The sequence below is a fragment of the Spirulina sp. 06S082 genome (genome assembly GCF_034932145.1).
Lineage (GTDB): Bacteria > Cyanobacteriota > Cyanobacteriia > Cyanobacteriales > Spirulinaceae > CCY15215.
On sequence record NZ_JAYGHV010000153.1, the window covers coordinates 1 to 16,365 of the forward strand.

At 41.0% G+C, this 16,365-nt stretch carries 13 protein-coding genes and 3 pseudogenes; 8 read left to right on the top strand and 8 right to left on the bottom strand.

Annotated features, from left to right (window positions below; translation table 11 throughout):
* On the bottom strand, positions 1–477 hold a 477-nt coding region (locus VB714_RS11475), incomplete at its 3' end, for a SitI3 family protein (RefSeq protein WP_323224211.1).
* 124 nt (positions 478–601) lie between these two features.
* On the opposite strand from VB714_RS11475, the gene purN reads away from it, so the two are divergent.
* Positions 602–1,279, top strand: coding sequence for a phosphoribosylglycinamide formyltransferase (gene purN / locus VB714_RS11480; protein ID WP_323224213.1), 678 nt, complete (start codon positions 602–604; stop codon positions 1,277–1,279).
* Between the two features lie 44 nt (positions 1,280–1,323).
* Here purN and VB714_RS11485 read toward each other — a convergent pair whose 3' ends face one another.
* Positions 1,324–1,911 (bottom strand): hypothetical protein, encoded by a 588-nt coding sequence (locus VB714_RS11485; RefSeq protein WP_323224215.1) that lies wholly within the window; start codon positions 1,909–1,911, stop codon positions 1,324–1,326.
* 48 nt (positions 1,912–1,959) lie between these two features.
* Between VB714_RS11485 and hppD the strand changes: the two genes are divergently transcribed.
* From hppD to VB714_RS11505, 4 genes are all read left to right on the top strand, one after another.
* A complete protein-coding gene (gene hppD / locus VB714_RS11490) occupies positions 1,960–3,000 on the top strand; it encodes a 4-hydroxyphenylpyruvate dioxygenase (protein ID WP_323224216.1) in 1,041 nt (346 codons plus the stop codon).
* Positions 3,001–3,084: 84 nt separating this feature from the next.
* Positions 3,085–3,747 carry an SHOCT domain-containing protein gene (locus VB714_RS11495; protein WP_323224219.1) on the top strand — a complete coding sequence of 221 codons (663 nt, stop codon included), beginning with the start codon at positions 3,085–3,087 and terminating at the stop codon, positions 3,745–3,747.
* A gap of 104 nt (positions 3,748–3,851) precedes the next feature.
* Positions 3,852–5,288, top strand: coding sequence for an NCS2 family permease (locus VB714_RS11500; protein WP_323224221.1), 1,437 nt, complete (start codon positions 3,852–3,854; stop codon positions 5,286–5,288).
* 209 nt (positions 5,289–5,497) lie between these two features.
* Positions 5,498–6,292: a glutathione S-transferase family protein gene (locus tag VB714_RS11505; protein WP_323224223.1), complete on the top strand. Its 795-nt coding sequence runs from the start codon at positions 5,498–5,500 to the stop codon at positions 6,290–6,292.
* Positions 6,293–6,550: 258 nt separating this feature from the next.
* Here the strand turns inward: VB714_RS11505 and VB714_RS11510 are convergent.
* From VB714_RS11510 to VB714_RS11535, 6 genes and pseudogenes are all read right to left on the bottom strand, one after another.
* A pseudogene (locus VB714_RS11510) lies at positions 6,551–7,216 on the bottom strand (ribonucleotide-diphosphate reductase subunit beta); the annotation flags it as partial.
* Between the two features lie 116 nt (positions 7,217–7,332).
* Complete coding sequence (locus tag VB714_RS11515; protein ID WP_204104998.1) at positions 7,333–8,202, bottom strand: HNH endonuclease signature motif containing protein; 870 nt, start codon at positions 8,200–8,202, stop codon at positions 7,333–7,335.
* Between the two features lie 109 nt (positions 8,203–8,311).
* A pseudogene (locus VB714_RS11520) lies at positions 8,312–8,680 on the bottom strand (ribonucleotide-diphosphate reductase subunit beta); the annotation flags it as partial.
* Positions 8,681–8,768: 88 nt separating this feature from the next.
* Positions 8,769–11,072 carry a ribonucleoside-diphosphate reductase subunit alpha gene (locus tag VB714_RS11525; protein WP_323224232.1) on the bottom strand — a complete coding sequence of 768 codons (2,304 nt, stop codon included), beginning with the start codon at positions 11,070–11,072 and terminating at the stop codon, positions 8,769–8,771.
* Between the two features lie 225 nt (positions 11,073–11,297).
* On the bottom strand, positions 11,298–11,789 hold the full coding sequence (locus VB714_RS11530; protein WP_323224233.1) for a pentapeptide repeat-containing protein: 492 nt from the start codon (positions 11,787–11,789) through the stop codon (positions 11,298–11,300).
* Between the two features lie 77 nt (positions 11,790–11,866).
* Positions 11,867–11,989 carry a hypothetical protein gene (locus tag VB714_RS11535; RefSeq protein WP_323224235.1) on the bottom strand — a complete coding sequence of 41 codons (123 nt, stop codon included), beginning with the start codon at positions 11,987–11,989 and terminating at the stop codon, positions 11,867–11,869.
* Positions 11,990–12,062: 73 nt separating this feature from the next.
* Here VB714_RS11535 and VB714_RS11540 point away from each other — a divergent pair, with 73 nt between their 5' ends.
* From VB714_RS11540 to VB714_RS11550, 3 genes and pseudogenes are all read left to right on the top strand, one after another.
* Positions 12,063–13,985, top strand: a complete 1,923-nt coding sequence (locus VB714_RS11540) for a tetratricopeptide repeat protein (protein ID WP_323224237.1) — start codon at positions 12,063–12,065, stop codon at positions 13,983–13,985.
* A gap of 316 nt (positions 13,986–14,301) precedes the next feature.
* The gene (locus tag VB714_RS11545) at positions 14,302–15,609 is read left to right on the top strand and encodes a P-loop NTPase fold protein (protein ID WP_323224239.1); all 1,308 of its coding nucleotides are present in this window, start codon (positions 14,302–14,304) and stop codon (positions 15,607–15,609) included.
* Positions 15,606–16,365 (top strand): annotated as a pseudogene (locus tag VB714_RS11550) (tetratricopeptide repeat protein); the annotation flags it as partial. The gene VB714_RS11545 and the pseudogene VB714_RS11550, both read left to right, overlap by 4 nt.

Consider the following 16,365-nt stretch of genomic DNA (forward strand, 5'->3'; position numbering starts at 1 on the left):
CAAATTTTCTAGGATATTTAAAATAAATAGAAGCAAAGTTTTTCTTGCTTGATTGTATTCTGGATCATTGGTATTTAAACGAAACCAAATATCAATCTGAGGAATAAATCCAAAAGCATCAGCTATGATATTTTTAGTTCCTTCTGAAACTTTGTTTACACCTAGAATCATTCCAGAAGTAACTATTGTTGGATTTTCTAACTCTTTTTCAACCCATTCAAAATCTATCTTATTTGAGATTATTTCTAAAACTTGTGAGGGTTCAATTGCTGTAGAAATTTTTAATTGATATGAAAGAGACATTTTCTTGTTAAACCTCCATTCCATATTATAGCCTGCCTTGGCCAGAGTTATTGCCGATTCGTTTTCTCGCCTGAGCGATCGCCGAGTCTCCTCATCCTCATTATCTCCAATTTGACTTGGAATTCCTCTTGGTATACCGCCTAAATTTTGAGAAGGAAGAGTGCGATCGCCCATATTCATCTTTTCTATCAATCCTCTTTATGATATCGTGATTCGGGAATCACAAATTTTCCTTAAAAAAGGACGTAATATTTTTTTGTATAGCACGATCGCTCAAATCTAACTCGTTAAATTTCCTATGATAGAAATAACTGCACCTACATTCCAGAATACTCCTGTTTTAATTTCTCCTCCTCTTCTTCCAGAACAAATTAAACTTGAAAAAACCTTGAATTTAGGGGTTTTAGCCTCTGGAAGCGGGAGTAATTTTGAAGCGATCGCGCAATCTATTGCAGCAGGAAAACTTAATGCCCGCATTCAAGTTATTATTTATAATAAGCCTAAAGCTAAGGCCGCAGAACGAGCAAAAAATCTTGGAATTCCCGCCGTTTTGTTGGACCATCGCCATTACAAAAGCCGAGAAGCATTAGATTTTGCTATTGTTAAAACCTTACAAGAATATCAAGCCGATTGGGTGATTATGGCAGGCTGGATGCGAATTGTCACCTCGACTTTACTCGATGCTTTTCGCGATCGCGTCATCAATATTCACCCCAGTTTACTCCCTAGTTTTCCTGGAATTAAAGCCGTTGAACAAGCCTTAGATGCAGGAGTCAAGGTGACAGGATGCACCGTCCATCTCGCTTGTTTAGAAGTCGATAGCGGACCCATTCTCATGCAGGCTGTCGTCCCTATTTTAGCCGATGATACTGCCGAAACGCTTCACTCTCGCATTCAAATTCAAGAACATCATATCTTTCCCCCGGCGATCGCCTTAGCTGCAAAACGGTTACAAAATAACGATCCTCTAGTTTAAAAGCAGCAACTCTGCATTATTGCCAAATAAATAGTACATGATTTCTACTCCAATCGCTTTTGCCATTGGAGTAAACTCGTCAGTGCAAATCCCATAATTGTACTCGAACAAATCCAAGTGAGTCCTAATCCGATCGCCTCGCTAAGATAGAGATGGGTTAGCGATCGCAAAATCCCCCCGATCGTCCATCCCACCCCCAAACTAAACCCCCAACAGACACTATTCAATACAGCCCATAAATAGGGGAAAGGGATAGTATGTCGCAAAACAAAACTTTGCATTGTCCCCGAAACGATCCCGGCGATCGCCCCCAAAACAATCCCATAGGTTAAGCGGATGACTAAAAAATCAGTTCTCGGGGCGACCCAACCGATCGCCCCCAACCCCACCCAGGCCATAATTCCGACGGCGATCGCATTAACTAAAATCCATTCTCGTAGGCGATCGACGCGACGCAATAAGACCAAACCCTGCATTAAGCCAATAATTCCCCCACCGATCGCCCCATATACTGCGGTAACATCGGGAATTTCCCCCACTTCCACAAACAATAAACTCAGCAGAAATCCCAAAAACGTTGCGACAACCCACCCGATCCAGAAACCCATACTCCCCATTATTTGCGATCGCATTTATTCTCCATCTAAACCCTATCCCATTTTGTTATTTTGGTCGAACTAATGAAAATTGAACGAATTTGTTTCTATGTCGAAGATGCAAAACAATGGCGAGATTGGTTTGTCAAAGTGATGGGATTTATGGCGATCGCCTCTTCGCATAATTCTCATACTCAGACGGAAATTATTCGCAGTGGTGCGATCGTTTTTTCCCTCTCTTCTCCTCTCACTCAGTTCAGTCCCGTTGCTAACTATTTAAAACAACATCCTCCCGGTGTTGCTGATGTTAGCTTTACGGTTGCAAATTTGGCTGCAATATTAACTAAGGTGGAAAAATATGGCGGTACAATTCTGACTCCTATCCAAAAGCAGGGCGATCGGCTTTGCAGTCAAATACAAAGTAAAATTGGCATCACCCACACCTTATTTACCGCCAGAGAAAAGCCGAGTTTCTCAAATCATCATCCTGTATTTTTTGAAGCGATCGATCATGTTGTTTTTAATGTAGAAACAGGTCAATTAAAGAAGATAATTAATTGGTATAAAGCTGTATTTGGTTTTGAATGTCAACAAACTTTTAATATTCAAACTGAGCGATCGGGCTTGCGTTCTCAAGTTATGGTTCATCCCAAAAGTGGCATTAAAATTCCTATTAATGAGCCAACTTCTATCAACTCACAAATCCAAGAGTTTTTAAATGAAAATAATGGCTCTGGAGTTCAACATATTGCCTTAAAAACGCATCAAATCTTACACAAAATCGCAAAATTGCGAGCAGCAGGAGTAAACTTTTTAGATGTTCCTTTAACTTACTATCGACAACTTCGTTCCCAATCCGAAAATTTACTTTTATCAGAACAAGAATTTACGCTACTCGAACAACAAAAAATCTTAATCGATCGCCAGTCTTCCTCGCAAGAAAATATGCCATTTTTACTGCAAATTTTCACCAAACCGATTTTTTCTCGACCCACCTTCTTTTTTGAATTTATCGAACGCCACTACCAAGCAGAAGGGTTTGGAGAAGGTAATTTTCGCGCTTTATTTGAAGCAATCGAACGAGAACAAATAGAAAGAGAATCTAAAAAAATAGAACAAAAATAAAAGTGAATGCTATAATATTAATTAAGTAGGCGATCGCCTTGAACTTGCTAGATATTAAATTCATCCTTTTTCAGGAGTCCGATCATGCTTCAAGATTTGCTGAACCAGTTGTTCAAAATTTCTGATGATTCTTCTCTCAATTCTCTGATTGAAAAATACAGCTATGCGGCGGCAGCATTAACCATTATTCCAATTCCAGGTAGTGAAATTATTGCCGTTATTCCCCTTCATGTGGGAATGGTCATTAGTATTGCACGGGCAAAAGGCGTTGATGTTACTCGAGAATCAGCCTTAAACCTAGTTTTACAAATTTCGGCAACCGTCGGTATTTCTCTGGTAGGAAGTCGTATCGCAACGACAGCCGCAAAAATTATTCTGCCTGGTTTTGGCGGTCTTATTTCGGCTCCCTTTATGTTTGCTTCCACAATTGCCTTGGGTAATGTCGCGAAAGCCTACTTCGAGACAGAAGGAAATATTGACCAAGATACCATGAAAGACCTCTATAAAAACATGGTCAAGAAAGCCAAAAAAGACTTCAATCCCGATCGCATGAAAGATGAAGAAATTCAAGATATGGCAACAGCAGCATCTCAAGAAGGAGAACAAGAAAATATTTCTTCTTCAGGTGCTTCTAAAAACGAGACACCCGTAGAACGTTTGGCTAAACTGAAAGAACTGCTCGATCGCGGGCTGATTTCTCAAGCGGAATTTGACGAAACTAAGCAAAAAATTCTTTCTGAAATTTAAAATTAACTAACAATCGTATCTAACATAACAACACCCGAGCCGATTCTTGATTACCGTTAACAGTTTACTCAAACTGTTTGCTGTTTACGCTTAACTCATCGGCTATGACTCAAGAAACGGAAAAACCCCCCATTCCTTCTTCAGAAGACAACGCGATCGCCCCAGAAGAAGAAACTGCAACTAGAGAGAATACCAACGCGATCGCCCAATATTTTAACTTTGCCGAACTCAACACCAACCTCCGCACGGAAATTATCGCCGGAATTACAACCTTTGTAACCATGGCCTATATCCTTGTGGTCAATCCAGGCATTCTCTCCAACGCCATTTTCCTGCAAGAATCTGGGGATTTATTTGGCGAATTGGCGATCGCCACAGGACTTTCCGCCGCGATCGCCACCCTCGTCATGGGACTCTATGCCAAATACCCCTTTGTCCTCGCCCCTGGCATGGGAATTAATGCTTACTTCGCCTTTTCCGTCGTTTTAACCCTAGGCATTGATTGGCGTATCGCCCTAGCCGCCGTCTTCATTGAAGGCATTATCTTCATTATCCTCACCGTTACCAACCTCCGCGCCCTCATCGTCGCCCTCATCCCCGAATGTATCAAACACGCAACGGCGGCGGGAATCGGCTTATTTATCGCCTATATCGGCTTATCCGGCAACCCCGAAACCGGAGGTGCAGGCTTAATCGTCACCCACCCCGTCACCACCACCAGTTTAGGAGATTTGAGTAACCCCAATACCTTAATGGCGATCGCGGGACTATTCATCACCGCCGCATTTGTCGCCCGTCGCATCAAAGGCGCACTTTTATGGGGGATATTAGCCACCGCAGTCCTAGGCTGGATCTTGCAAATTTCCCCACCCCCTCAAGGTCTTGTCGCCGTTCCCTCGGTACCCGTACATTTATTCGGTCAAGCCTTTGTCGGGTTAGGAGAAGTGCTAAAAGTAAACTTTTGGCAGTTAATCTCAGTTATTTTTGTCTTCTTCTTCGTTGATATGTTCGATACCATCGGCACCCTCACGGGTTTAGGCATGAAAGCCGGGTATATCAACGAAAAAGGAGAATTTCCCAATGTAAACCGGGCATTTATGGCCGATGCCGTAGGAACAACTGCGGGGGCTGTCCTGGGAACCTCCACCGTCACCACCTATATCGAATCCGCATCTGGAGTCTCGGAAGGGGGACGCAGTGGTTTTACCGCCGTGGTTGCTGCTGTTTTATTTGCCTTCTCCATTCTCTTTATCCCCTTTTTGCAGTCCATTCCCGCCTTTGCCACAGCCCCCGCCTTAATCATTGTCGGAGTCCTGATGATGGGAAGTGCCGCCAGAATTCGCTGGGATGACCCCGCAGAGTCCATTCCTTCCTTTTTAACCATCCTGATTATGCCCCTGAGTTTCTCGATCGCCGAAGGATTAGCCGCCGGTTTGATCGCCTATCCCCTCATCAAAACCTTCCAAGGGAAATCCCACGAACTTAAAATCGGGATGTGGGTTTTAGCTGCCCTCTTCATTCTCAAATTTGCGATAGGGTGAATTACCCCTCATCTATCCTACGGATAGATGAGGGGCTTCGGAATTCACAGGGGATAGCTTTTTGCCAGCAGAAGCCCGCAACGAGATTTCTGCTAAAATGGAATCAGGAATTCAGGTTTCAGGATTATTCAGCAACTTTTAAGCTCTTGCCTATTCCCTCTTGCCTCTTGCCTATTCCCTTCTACCTACTGTTTACCAATTAACTAAAAATGCTGGAGTTATATCAATTCGAGTTATCGCAATACTCCGAGAAAGTTAGGCTGATCCTTGACTACAAAGGCCTAGAATATCGCAAGATTGAAGTTACTCCAGGAGTTGGACAGTTAGAACTCTTCCAAAAGTCCGGACAGCGCCAGGTTCCGGTCTTGAAAGATGGAGAAACCTATATTTGCGATTCTACGGAAATTGCTTTTTATTTGGAACGCAAATACCCCGATCGCCCAATTTTACCTAGCGATCCTCGAGAGAAAGGATTGTGTTTAATGATGGAAGAATGGGCGGATGAGTCCATTGGTTTAAAGGGACGCAAAGCCTTTATTGGCGCACTCAATAAGAACCAAAACTTCCGCACTTCAATTTTGCCGAAAAACACGCCAGATTTCTTGAAAACCATTGTCGGGGCGCTACCAGGAGATATGTTAGATATCTTGGGGGCGGGTATTGGTTTGGGAGGAGATGCCGTTAAAGACGCAGAAACCGGACTCAAACAGGATTTAGAGGCACTCTGTTTGCTCTTGCAAAATCGTCCTTATTTGGTGGGAAATGCGCCAACTTTAGCAGATTTAACGGTAGCAGCCTTAAGTGTCCTGATCAAGTTTCCCGAGGGCAACTATTTGGCTATTCCTGAAGAATTTCAAGGCAAGGGCATTCCAGGATTAGGAGATAATAGCACTTACGAACCTTTCTTCACTTGGCGCGATCGCCTCTACGAACAATTTCGTCAGCCTTTAACTGCCAAGGATGCGAATGTTGATTCTCCTCCCAAAAATATTGACATTGATTAACTAAAATCAGAGCAAATTATCATTAATGCTTTCCCTTTTTTCTACAATAGTAGAGTAAGGGAATTTTTTCTGGTAATTAGATGAATTATAGGACTTACGCAGCTAGGGAGCGAGACGCTCCCACTACAATAAACCATAATGGGGGTAGTGCGAGCATCTTGCTCGCTATTTTTACAAAACTGAGATGCCCGGGTGCATCTTGCCCGTTAATGCGTAAGTCCTAAATTAGTGAAACAATATCACCAGTTAAATTGTATCCTAAATTTCATCCCAACCACTAACCCCAGACGACATGACATAACTTGTAACTCCTGCTTCAAAGAAATTGGCCTTTGTATGCGCCTCTTTCTTTGTATCAGAAAATCGTTCTAAATGGCTATAGGGACTCTTTTTATATTTTTCATCCTGGTATAAAGCATCTAAACCCAGCGATCGCAGGCGAATATTAGCCAAATATTTCGTATACTGTTCCGTACTCGCTTCAGAAATCCCTAAAATTTGATTGCCCACGATATGATTAGTCCAAAGACATTCATGTTTTACGGCTGCGTCAAACATCTCATAAATTTGATCGGTTGAATGGACAAAAGTTTGCATGGCTTCTGGGATAATCTTCTGATACAAACGGACGTGACTTAACTCATCTCGGTTGATCATTTTGAAAATATCCGCACTTCCAGGCATTAGCATTCTCGATGCTAAATTAAAAAAATAGATAAAGCCATTGTAGAAATATAATCCCTCCAAAATAAAATCAGCTATCAAAGCAATAAAATAATTTTCTGGAGTAGGATTATCAATGTACTGTTGATACAATCCCGCGATGAATTCACAGCGACCTAATAAGACGCGATCGCTGCGCCAAAACTCATAAACATTGTTGCGTCTTTCTGCTGGAATAATCGTTTCAATTATGTATTGATACTTGAGTGTTCGAGATGGTTCGCAAGTCCATCCCCGTGGACTAACCACAGCTATCCGTCACCGGATAGAGCAGACCATATCTTAACCCCGTAGGGTTCGCCCCGTTTCCACTGCCATTAGCTTACAGTGTACAAGCGTTTCGCTTTGGTCGTTGAACCTTTAACAAAACCAGCATTATTACATTTTTCCACAAACGCATCTTTGTTGTTAGAAATTCCATTGATAAAAGAAAATGCCTGTATTTTACGCAAGCCTAGTTCGGGTTTTAAGTACAACTCGAAAATATCAGTCCAAGAATATCCAGACTTTAACATCTGAACTATTTTGTCGATATGTTTCTGATTGTACTTAGTAGCTTTAAACCCCTTTCTAACTGCGTGATTCACATTTTCAGTATGGTCAACAACTTCTAGATTGCTAATGTGATTGTTAATCTTATTCCCATCAATATGATTAATCTCAAATTTCGCATTATCATAATTACCTTTGAAAATTCGATAAACTAGGATATGAACAGCAATGGTGCGTTTTACCAATTTATCCGATTCCCAAAAGTAGTAAGCAAATCTCTTATAACCAATACTATCACAACAGGTTTTTACAAATTTTTGCTTTGCAAAATTAAAAATCAATCCTGAGCTACTAATGTAGTATTGGTGAGTTTCAATGCAAGTGATATGCTGAAATTCCAAACCATCTAAAAGAATAGAGGTATCTTGGATCTGAGAATAATCTTTATCTACCCACATCAGATTATCCAAACCAATATTTTGACAGTCACCATCTAAATATATGACTGAGTAATTTTGATTGGCTGGCATCTCTAAATAAGTCTCTGCCAGTAGTTCTGACAAAAGCCTCATTTTTCGATTCACACTGACCCGCACAGAACCTTTACGGTTAACTTTTAACTGCTTCCCGTTTTTATTAAATACTGCTCCGTCTTTTGTCAATGTATATTCTGGGTGTGAAGGAATTTGCTTCATGGTTTTGTTACTTGGCTGCTGATTGTCTCCATTATATCCTGTAATAGAGAGTTTCCAGCAATTAAAGGCGTTTTCGACAGCCGTTTCCGACTGAAGGAGCTATCATTTAACTCTGATTGTGCATTCCCTCTTGAGAAATTTGTTCTGCCATGCAGAGGCTAATTTCTGGGGCAGTAACTGACGCTTTAATATGAGGAAGATTGCAAGTTTGAACAGAATCCAAAAACGTTAAATAAGATAAAATACCATCAAACGCATATTGTTCTTCTGGTGTTAAATTCCAGTAATCAACAATATCTTGAGTCAGATCTAATTTCTGCGGGACCCAGAAATTTTCTCTCATTTGTTGATATAATCCAACAGCCCAAGGATAGCGAACATCGTTTAATTGCATCAGGTTCGTAATATTGCCAAACCAGACAGATCGATTGGCGATCGCGTCATCTCCATCAGGATTAAAAATAGGATTAACGGGCATTAATTGGCTCATATTCTCTAAAAAACAAAATGAACCCTATCAATATAACATTGATGGGGTTCATTCAGTTTAATTCGATCTTAATTCCTTAATTCGCGCAAGCAGAACAAGTATCATCTGCTTCCTTAAAATCATCTTTTTGCACAGTGCGAATGTAATAAATAGCCTTGCAGCCTTCTTGCCATGCTAACATCAGAGTCTCAAAAATATCCTTAGCTTGCAAGCTGCGATCGGGTTCATCAGGAAAATACACACCCTGATTCAAATTAAAGAGTAATTCCATTGAAATCCCCGTGTCAATCCATTGTTGAATTGTGGCGATCGCCTTCACTACTTTAGTTTGTTCTAGGGTTTTATTTTCAGAATAAAACCAGAAGTATTCTTTAATAAAAGGAGGTGCAATGGGAACCGTACCTTTTGCCCATTTATCATAAAAGAAACGACTGTAAGTAGGTAGAACGCTAGCAGTACAACCTTGAACAAGAGAAGAAGAAGTATTAGGGGCGATCGCCGTAATATGACTATTACGAATACCGTGTTTTTTAATAGCTTGAGAAAGTTCAACCCAGCGTTCCTTTTGAATGGCATTATCCACAAACCATTCTACAGGTTTCGCCCCGATTAATTTACCTTTACTCCATTCACTTCCCTCAAAAGCGGGATAAACACCTCGTTCTTTTGCCAATTCCATCGAAGCATGAGTACAGTAATAACCAATATCTTCAAAAAGATGACTAATGGAAGGTAAATCCGTATAAGAGAGGCGATGTTTTGCTAACCAATCTGCTAACCCCATACAACCGACTCCAATTGTCCGATAATGCTGATTATGATCGGCACTATCTTGAAAGGGTGCATGACTAACTTCAATCGTATTATCTAGCAAACGTACTGCTGTTTCACAAATTTCAGGGAGTTCTTCCAATTCAAGATTGGCTAAATTGAGAGAGTCAAGATTGCAGGTGTGAGCTAATTTCCCTGGTAGCACATTTGACCAAGATTCTTGACATAAATTCCCCCCTGGAATATAACCTTCATGCTTGTTAGGATTGGCGCGATTTGCTGTATCTTTAAACCACAAATACGGCATTCCTGTTTCAACTTGCGATCGCATGACCATTTTAAACAGTTCTCGCGCATTAATTTGCTGATAAAGTACGAGTTTATTAGTAGTTATTGCTTTCTCTACTTGTTCGTAAGCGATTTCAAATTCTTTCCCCCATAAAGTGGGTAAATCAATCCCCAATTTAGTTTTCACTTCATAAGGATCGACCAGACTCCACATCTCTTTATTTTGTACCCGACGCATAAATTCATCGGAAACAACTAACTGGGCGAAAATATCATAAGCCTTCCTTCTTTGGTCGCCATTTTCCGTTTGCATTTCCAAGAATTCAGGAATATCTAAATGCCAAATATCTAAACTTACTGTAACAGCCCCCGCGCGTTTTCCACCTTGATTAACGGCGATCGCGGTATCATTGAGTAATTTAATCCAAGGAATAACCCCCCCAGAAGCATTAAATTTACCCATTACCCAACTTCCTGTCGATCGAATGCGGGAAACATTGACCCCAACACCCCCCCCATTTTTAGAAATTCTGGCAGTATTGGTGATTTCCCTAAAAATAGATTCTAAATTGTCTTCGATCGCCACAATAAAACAACTGGATAACGATCCGTTGGGAACTCTTAAATTAGCCAGAATAGGGGTAGCCAGAGATATTTTCCGTTGCGCGATCGCTTCATAAAAACGCTTTGCCCAAATCAAACGTTTCTCTGGAACTTCAACAGAAGCTAATAATAAGGCACAGGTTAGTAGGGCTTCTTGAGGCAATTCATCGGGAAGTAAATAACGTTTGGTTAATAATACTGCCCCCGCATAATCATAATCTGTATCCCATTCGGGGTTAATCCAAGACCCAGCTTCCTGTAATTCTTCGGCAGTATAAGTGAGTATTTTTTCGTTATAACGATGAATAGAAACATTAGCTTGGACGGTTTGAGCATAATTTCCATATTGATAGCCCCGCGAAACGAGGGTATCCTTCCACAAACTCCAAATATGTAACCTCCCCGCTACATAACGCCAGTCTGGGTCATCTGGACTGCACATTTCTAAAGCACAGTTGATGAGATTATCTTGAATTTCTCGTGTCGTCACGCCATTTCGCAGTCGCGTTTTTAATCCTGCTTCTAGGGTGATGGGATTAACATCCATTCCCGCACAAGACCACTCAACCACCTTACGGATTCTCGAAACGTCAAGGGATGCGGTAGTGCCGTCTCGCTTGATAACTTGAATATTGGCATGGTTTGGCGAAGTCCCTAGACTAGGAAGCGTTTCCGTCCCTAGACCAAGACGGGTTACTACTGATGGGGTCTGTTGCATTTTTTAGCCCGTATTTTCTACTCGGTCTCCTAGTGTAGCTCGGATAAAACGCTACGAGTAGAGTTTGGTAACAAAAAATAAATCTGTGTTACACTATACATGGTGGCACTATCGATAGAGGTCTAATGTTTAATATTTACTGAAAACCGCTATTATCATCTTTGATGGAATAGCGGTGGTTGATTATGTAGGAACTACGATCCTAACTTTTTTTACTCAACTTTTTTAACATCCTAAAGAGTCTTTGGTCGCAATTCCCGTGCTAGAATTAACCCCTGATGCTCTCTGACAAAGCTGTTTTTGTTGCAGGCGATCGAGAATGGCAAAACTAAAATCGGCTCCCTCGATCTTGGCATTGTCGAATACTGAACGTAACATGAGTGCCTCAGTAAAAATAGCATCGGTAAGGTCTGCATTTTTGAAGTTGCTGAGATAGGCGATACCATTACCAAAATTCGCACCGTGAAAATTCGCGTCAACCAAAGAACAGCCATTAAAAACAGCACCGCGTAAATCGGCATCACTAAAATCAGCAGATTTTAGATCGGCACTGGCAAACTCAGCCTCTTGTAGGTTTTGACCGGCAAAATCTTTGCTCGATATTACCTCATCATCATAAGCGCGAATTAAGGAAGAACTCCCGGCGATCGCCGAAACTGGAAATAAGAAAATGGCGATCGCGATCGCAACAGACCAAAAAGCAATGGCGTATTTCATGAGAGTCTTAAAATATTACGAATTTAAACATCATTTTAAATTTTATTACGAAGAGGTATTATTTTTTCTTGAATATGCTAGGGCAATTCAACAAGGCGATCGCGCAACTGAGTGAGTAATATTTCCGTATCAGCAGAGGAAAGCGATCGCAAGGATTGAGGAAAGAATAAAGCAAAAACGTGCAGATTAGCGAAAAGCAAGATTGTAGTTAGTAAATATAAGGTAACTCAATAAGTATAGGTCTCAATTTTAAGGCTCAACATAAATTTGTCCATGTCTGCATCTTCCACCTCAAAAAATATGGCTAACTATCATCGCTTGCAACAGGCTTTACAAATCGGTTTGCGCCGTCAAATCTTTTTTGCGGTCTGCGATAATGTCGGATTGCGCGATCGCATTTCCCAACAGTTGCACGCGGGGGACATGGCTCGCCCTTCTCCTTTGGTTAAATTAACATTAGATGTCAATAATCCCAACTTTCTATCCGCGATCGCCACTTTTCTCAAACAAAATCCCCACACAACACCTTCTCTACCCCATCCTACCTTTGAAATTGTCGGCATTGAGGAGTTAACCCGTCAAGGAGCAAGGGTACAACAGCTCTTTATTCGCACCTTACGACGGATCGAACGTCACCTGAAAAAAGTCGAATTTAGTCTTTTGCTTTGGGTGTCCAAACCTTGGTTTAATAATATTCGCCAATCTGTACCGGAGTTTTGGCAATGGCATACGGGAATTTTTGAATTTACAGGGGAACAGAAGGTTCTCGGTCATCGTCCGACATCGCCACAGTATGCCCTTTTAAAGGGCGATCGCGGTACTGAAGTTGAGTTGCGCGATCGCCCTAACAGTGCCAAAATTCCCCCCTCAGAAGGGACGCTAACGGGCAATGAGGAAGAATTTCCCCGAGTTGCCTCGAAAACACCTCCGGTTATTTCTGCCAGCGTACCCGAAAAGAGGGCTTCCACCTCCCAACAGAGAGAACCTGTGCCGCAAACTTATTCTCGGGCGACAATGGCTCAGTATTATTTACAAATTGCCCATCAGTATCGCGATCGCATTGCCAAGGGAGAAGCCGATCGCGCTACGTTAACTGAGGCAATTCAGGCCTACGAACAAGCATTACAGTATCAAGAAACTTTTCCTATTGCGGCGGAAATTTATAATGATTTGGGCAACTTTTATTGGCTGCGATCGCGTCGTCCCGACAGTCCAGAACAGGCTTATGCTGATTTAGAACAGGCGCTCTTTATCTATCAGGAGGCGATCGCGACTTTGAGCGATCGCACCGCTATGCCCCAAACTTATGCCATGATCCAGAATAATTTAGGGGCGGCTTATGGGGATCTAGCTCGCTATCGAGATTTGGCAGCAAATCTGCGACATTCCATCGCAGCCTATGAGGAAGCATTGTACTATCGCACGGCGGAAAATAATGCTCTCAAATACGGTTCAACCCAAAATAATTTAGGCACCGCTTATTGGCATTTGGCGCAACACGAGAACCCCCCAGAGAATTTACAGGCGGCGATCGCGGCTTATACTGAAGCAGGAAAACACTACGATCCTGAAGGCGATCCCCTCAATTGGGCGATGATTCAAAATAATTTAGGTACTGCATATTGGAATTTATCCCAACATGAAAAACGGGAAACTCATTTGCGATCGGCGATCGATTGTTATGAGAAAAGTTCGATTTATCGAACGGGGGAAAATGCCCCGGTTGCTTGTGCGGCAACCCAAAACAATTTAGGCACGGCTTATTGGCATTTAACGGCTATAGATGGCTTGGAAGTGACCCAAAAACAAGACTATTTAGAAAGAGCATTAGAGTCCTATCAAATTGCCACGCAACTTGCCCATCATCTCCATCGCCAAATTCCCCCAGTCAAGGTTAATTTTAACTTTTTAGGAACTTATAATAATCTCGGTTTAGTTTCCTATCAATTGGCAACGGAAGAGCAGTTTTCTCTGTCTCAATCGGAAAAATTGCAGCATTTAGAAACAGCATTACAAGCTCACTTACAAGCATTAATTAATGTTGCCCAAGATTCGGAAAATTATCAAACTGCATTAAATTATATTATTCGCACCGTCCGTGCTTTTTATAAACAAGGAGGAATTGAAGGACAAAATCTCGCACTGTCTCAAGTTCCCGGTCAACTTCTGCCCCAGTTACTCCCCAATCTTGGCTAATTATAGCACTACGCATTAAAGTTAGGACATCTGAACAATGAAAAATCATCAACGACTCATCAACAATTCAAGTATAAAGATCGTCATTGCAACAGTAAGGGTAATAATTGACAATATCCAACTGAAGCGATCGATATCTTGGATATAATAGCAATACAGAATCCTAAAATAGAAAATAGTCAAAACTACTAAATATTCGGGAAAAATCTTAGAAAGGGATGCTGCGATCGCATTTAATTGATTACAAGAGTTGAGAGGATCGCATCGGGGCATGGTTCTGCGCTAAAATAGGATCATTATCTGGGGAGATTGTTAGATGTCCGAGTTATTGGAACGGTTTCGTACAGCCTATCGAAATTTGCAACTTTTACCTTTGTTGAAAAAGGAGGAGTTGGAGAAGTTTTATGTTCCTTATGCAATCAATGTTATTGAGGAACTGGAACAGGTAGTTGAGGACTGTTTTGATACGAATAATAAGATTATTTTTACTGGACATCGAGGCTGTGGTAAGTCTACGCTGTTGGGACGGTTTGCAGAACGAATGAGCGATCGCTTTTTTGTGGTTTTCTTTTCCATCTCTGACTTAATTGAGATGTCAGATATTAATCATATCAATATTTTGTTTGCGATCGCGGTGCAAATGATGGCTGAAGCGGAACAACAGCAAATCAATATTGCAGAATCAACAAAACTCTCTCTCTATGAATGGTTTGCAACCAAAACTCAGACAGAAGTAGAAACTCCTTTGAAAGCGGAACTTTCGGCTGGTTTTAATCTTTTTAATCTTATCAAGGGAAAGTTACAATCGGATGCTTTTATGCGCCGCGAATTAAAACAAGAATTTGAGCGGAAAACAACTGAATTGGTAGCAAGACTGGATGAAATTGCAGCAATTATTCAGCAGGCGATCGGTAAAGAGATTTTAGTGATTATCGATGACATAGATAAGATTGATTTAAAAGTGGTTCGAGAGATTTTTCACGACAATGTAAAAATGCTCTTTAAGCCCACAATGAGAATTATTTTTAGTATTCCGATTGCGACGTTGCGAGAAATTGATATACGCAGACATCTGGAATCAGAAACAAGCAATCAAATCCATGTAATGCCAGTTGCAAAGCTATATCCCAAGCCAGATATTAATAATCGAGAGAAAGAAGTTGAACCCCGTCGGGAAACATTGAAAACCTTTTCTGATATCCTCTATGAACGTATCGATCCAGAGATTATCGATCGCGATGCTGTTGAAACAATTATGTTGAAAAGTGGCGGAGTATTGCGGGAGTTAATCCGCATTGCAAGTGTCTGCTGTACAAAATGCTTATTAGAAATTCGACGAGATAAAAGCCGAGATGATATTAGAATTAATGCCGAGATTTTAGATAAAGCACTGACAGATATTCGGAATGATTTTGCAACTCCTTTGAGTAAACGTCATTACGATATTCTCGTTAAAACCTATCGAGAGTTACAGCAAAATACGGAAAATGACGAAGAGTTAGAAAAGTTTCGCGCTTTACTACATGGTTTGTATATTTTAGAATATCGCAATGCAGATCAATGGTATGACATACATCCGATTGTTTACGATCTTTTGAAACGGAAGGGGCTATTTTTGACATGAATTTAGCAGCAGAGTTACAACTAAAACCAGAAAATCAAGATAGTTACGAGGAGTTAATTATCGGGATTGAAAATGGTCAAGGAGTTTTAACTCCTTTGATTGCAGTTTGTGACGATCTGCGCTTGCGAGAGATATTAATTCAGCGATATGAGGACGAATTAGCACCAGATTTTCGACTTTATCGCATGAGATTAAATCAGGAAGAACCGAGTTTAAGATTAGGGATAGCAACGCTTATTAAAAATGAAGAATATTTACAACAAAAAAAGCCGGCTGTAATCATGGTAACGGGTTCAGAAACTCTCATGTTTGTCAGTCCAGAAAGAGGGAAGCGAACAGAAATTGATAAGTTTATGGGCTATTTACAATGGGGAAGGGAAGGTTTAATGCACTTTCCTTATCCGATTGTTTTGTGGTTGACAAAAAAGGTTGAGTTTGAAATTACAAGAAGTGCATTAGATTTCTGGAGTTGGCGCAAAGGTGTTGTCCATTTTGTTCAGGAAATGTTACTAGAAATTCCTAGGAAAAATAATCTTTTTGAAGCACAACCCATTGCTTTTAAGGATTCAGAAGAAGATACAGAACATTTTTTGCCTTTAGAAGATTTAAAAGAATTAATTGCTAAAGTTGAACAGAGAGATCGTAACGATCCAAAATTAGGAACATTGTATAGTCGTTTGGGAAGACTTTATAGCCATAGATTGATACAGGGTGAAGCCGAAGATGATAAAAAGGAAAGAGAAGATGCGTTGCTTA

Coding starts and splice junctions, on each gene's coding strand:
- VB714_RS11500 (WP_323224221.1), top strand. CDS start 3,852: ATGACTCAAGAAACGGAAAAACCCCCCATTCCTTCTTCAGAAGACAAC.
- VB714_RS11515 (WP_204104998.1), bottom strand. CDS start 8,202: ATGAAGCAAATTCCTTCACACCCAGAATATACATTGACAAAAGACGGA.
- VB714_RS11540 (WP_323224237.1), top strand. CDS start 12,063: ATGTCTGCATCTTCCACCTCAAAAAATATGGCTAACTATCATCGCTTG.
- hppD (WP_323224216.1), top strand. CDS start 1,960: ATGAAAATTGAACGAATTTGTTTCTATGTCGAAGATGCAAAACAATGG.
- VB714_RS11505 (WP_323224223.1), top strand. CDS start 5,498: ATGCTGGAGTTATATCAATTCGAGTTATCGCAATACTCCGAGAAAGTT.
- purN (WP_323224213.1), top strand. CDS start 602: ATGATAGAAATAACTGCACCTACATTCCAGAATACTCCTGTTTTAATT.
- VB714_RS11485 (WP_323224215.1), bottom strand. CDS start 1,911: ATGCGATCGCAAATAATGGGGAGTATGGGTTTCTGGATCGGGTGGGTT.
- VB714_RS11545 (WP_323224239.1), top strand. CDS start 14,302: ATGTCCGAGTTATTGGAACGGTTTCGTACAGCCTATCGAAATTTGCAA.
- VB714_RS11525 (WP_323224232.1), bottom strand. CDS start 11,072: ATGCAACAGACCCCATCAGTAGTAACCCGTCTTGGTCTAGGGACGGAA.
- VB714_RS11495 (WP_323224219.1), top strand. CDS start 3,085: ATGCTTCAAGATTTGCTGAACCAGTTGTTCAAAATTTCTGATGATTCT.
- VB714_RS11530 (WP_323224233.1), bottom strand. CDS start 11,789: ATGAAATACGCCATTGCTTTTTGGTCTGTTGCGATCGCGATCGCCATT.